Annotated in this window: 1 protein-coding gene; it reads left to right on the forward strand. The window is 73.9% G+C overall.

Annotated elements, in window-relative coordinates; translation table 11 throughout:
* Window positions 1-28: 28 nt before the first annotated feature.
* Window positions 29-3027 (forward strand): polyketide synthase dehydratase domain-containing protein (locus tag AQJ91_RS00140; protein ID WP_456113449.1); only part of this gene is annotated, 2999 nt, incomplete at its 3' end.

Genomic DNA, 3027 nt, shown 5'->3' on the forward strand with positions numbered 1-3027 from the left:
CATCGCGGCCATCAACGGGCCGATGTCCGTGGTGATTTCGGGCGTCGAGGCCGAGGCCGAGGCGGTGGAGGCGCACTTCGCGGAACTGGGCCGTAAGACGAAGAAGTTGACGGTCAGTCACGCGTTCCACTCGGTGCTGATGGACCCGATGCTGGCGGAGTTCCGGGAGATCGCCGCCGGGCTCACCTACCAGGCGCCGCGCATCCCCGTGGTCTCCAACGTCACCGGAAAGGTGGCCACCCAGGAGGAACTCACCTCGCCCGACTACTGGGTACGCCACGTCCGCGGCGCCGTCCGCTTCGCCGACGGGGTGGCCGCGCTGCACGAGCAGGGTGTCACCGTGTTCCTGGAGGCCGGGCCGGACGGAGTCCTCACCGCCCTCGCACAGGGCTGCCTCACGGACAGCGCCGGCACCGGGTTCGTCACCCTGCAGCGGAACGGCGTCGCCGAACCGCGCGCCGCCGTCACCGCCCTCGGCCAGCTCTTCGAGTACGGCGTCGCCCTGGACCGGGAGAGCGTCTTCGCCGGCACCGGCGCCCGCCGCGTGGACCTGCCGACGTACGCCTTCCAGCGCGAGCGGTACTGGCTGGAGGACGTCGGCCGGACCGCCGACGTCTCCGGCGCCGGACTCGCCGGGGCGGAACACCCCCTCCTCGGGGCCGTCACCCAACTGCCGGAATCCGGCGGCGTGTTGGCCACCGGCCTGCTCTCGCTGCGCAGCCATCCGTGGCTGGCCGACCACGTGGTGTCGGGGACCGTCGTCGTACCGGGCGCCTCGCTGGTGGAGATGGTGGTGCGGACCGGCGACGAGGCCGGCGCGAGCACGGTCGAGGAACTCGTCATCGAGGCCCCGCTGGTGCTGTCCGGGACGGGCGGCGTGCGCGTCCAGGTCGTCGTGGGCGGTGCCCAGGACGGGCGCCGGAGCGTCAGCCTGTACTCGGCCGCCCAGGGCGCCGGACCGGAGACCCCGTGGACCCGGCACATCACCGGCACACTCACCGAACAGGCCGTCACAGCACCGGAGTTCGACTTCACCATATGGCCGCCCGCGCAGGTCGAGAAGATCGACCTCGACGGCTTCTACGACGGCCGGCGCGCGGCCGGGCTGGAGTACGGCCCCGTCTTCCAGGGCATCCGGCGCGTCTGGCGGCGCGGCGAGGAGGTCTTCGCCGACGTCGCACTCCCCGAGGGACAGACGGCCGAGGCCTTCGGTATCCACCCCGCGCTCCTCGACGCCGCTCTGCAGACCGGCATGTTCTGCCCCGGCCAGGAAGCGGACGCCGAGCAGACCAGGCTGCCGTTCGCCTGGAACCAGGTGACCCTGCACGCCTCCGGCGCCACCGAGCTGCGCGTCCGCGCGGTCCCGGCCGGTGCCGACGGCATCTCCCTGAGCCTCGCCGACCACACCGGCGCCCCCGTCGCCGCCATCGGCTCGATGGTGCTGCGCCCGGTCTCAACCGAGCAGCTCGGCGCCGCGCGCACCCCCGTGCACGACTCCCTGTTCCTCGTCGACTGGACCCCCCTCGCCACCACGGAGGAGGCTCTGGCGGGGGAGACGGACACGGCCGACGTGGTGGCCGACTTCACCGCGGCCGTCACCGACGGACCCGGCGGCGCCCTCGACCTGACCACGCGGGTGCTCGCCGTACTGCAGGGCCACCTCGGCGGGGCGGGCGGCTGGCTGGTCGTCCTCACCCGGGACCCGATCAGCGATCCGGCCGCCTCGGCGGTCTGGGGCCTGGTGCGCTCCGCCCAGTCCGAGAACCCCGACCGGATCGTCCTGGCCGCCCTCGACGACGACCCCACCTCCCGCGACGCGCTGCCCGCCGCCCTCGCCACCGGCGAACCGCAGCTGGCCGTCCGCGCGGGCCGCGCGAGCACACCCCGCCTCGCCCGCGCCGCCGCCTCCGACGCCCTGGCCGTCCCGGCCGGCACCGACGCCTGGCACCTGGACGTCACCACCACCGGCACCCTGGAGAACCTGGCACTGCTGCCCAGCCCCGAGGTGCGCGAGCCGCTCGCCGAGGGACAGGTCCGGATCGCCGTGCGCGCGGCCGGCCTGAACTTCCGTGACGTGCTGATCGCCCTCGGCATGTACCCGGGCACCGCCCACTTCGGCGGCGAGGGCGCTGGTGTCGTCCTGGAGACCGGGCCCGGCGTCACCTCGCTCACGCCCGGCGACCGGGTGATGGGCCTGCTGCGCGACGGCTTCGGGCCGCAGGCGCTCGCCGACCACCGCCATCTCGTCCGGATGCCCGCAGGGTGGACGTACGAGCAGGCCGCGAGCGTCCCGATCGTCTTCACGACCGCGTACTACGGCCTGTTCGACCGGGCCGGCCTGAGCGCGGGCGAGTCCGTGCTGGTGCACGCCGCCGCGGGCGGAGTCGGCATGGCCGCCGTCCAGCTGGCCCGGCAGGCGGGCGTCGAGGTGTTCGGCACCGCCAGCCCCGGCAAGTGGGACGCCCTGCGCGCGAGCGGCCTCGACGAGCGGCACATCGGCAACTCCCGCACCCTCGTCTTCAGGGAGCAGTTCCTCGAGGCCACCGACGGCCGGGGCGTGGACGTCGTCCTCGACGCGCTCGCCCACGAGTTCGTCGACGCCTCCCTCGACCTGCTACCCCGTGGCGGCCGCTTCCTGGAGATGGGCAAGACGGACATCCGCGACGCCGACGAGGTGGCGGCCGCGTATCCCGGCGTCGCCTACCAGGCGTTCGACCTCGTCGAGGCCGGCCCGGACCGGGTGCAGGAGATCCTCACCGAACTCGTCTCCCTCTTCGAGCGGGGAGACCTGAGCCCCCTGCCGGTGAGGGCCTGGGACGTCCGCAGGGCCCCCGAGGCCTTCCGGTACGTCAGCCAGGCCCGCCATGTCGGCAAGGTCGTCCTCACCGTCCCGCGCCCCCTCGACCCGGAGGGGACGGTGCTGGTCACGGGTGGTCTGGGCACGCTGGGCCGACTGGTCGCCCGGCACTTCGCCGAGGAGCATGGCGCGAAGCATCTGCTGCTTGTGGGGCGGCGTGGTCTTGAGAC

The organism is Streptomyces dysideae, from assembly GCF_001514305.1.
Classification (GTDB): domain Bacteria; phylum Actinomycetota; class Actinomycetes; order Streptomycetales; family Streptomycetaceae; genus Streptomyces; species Streptomyces dysideae.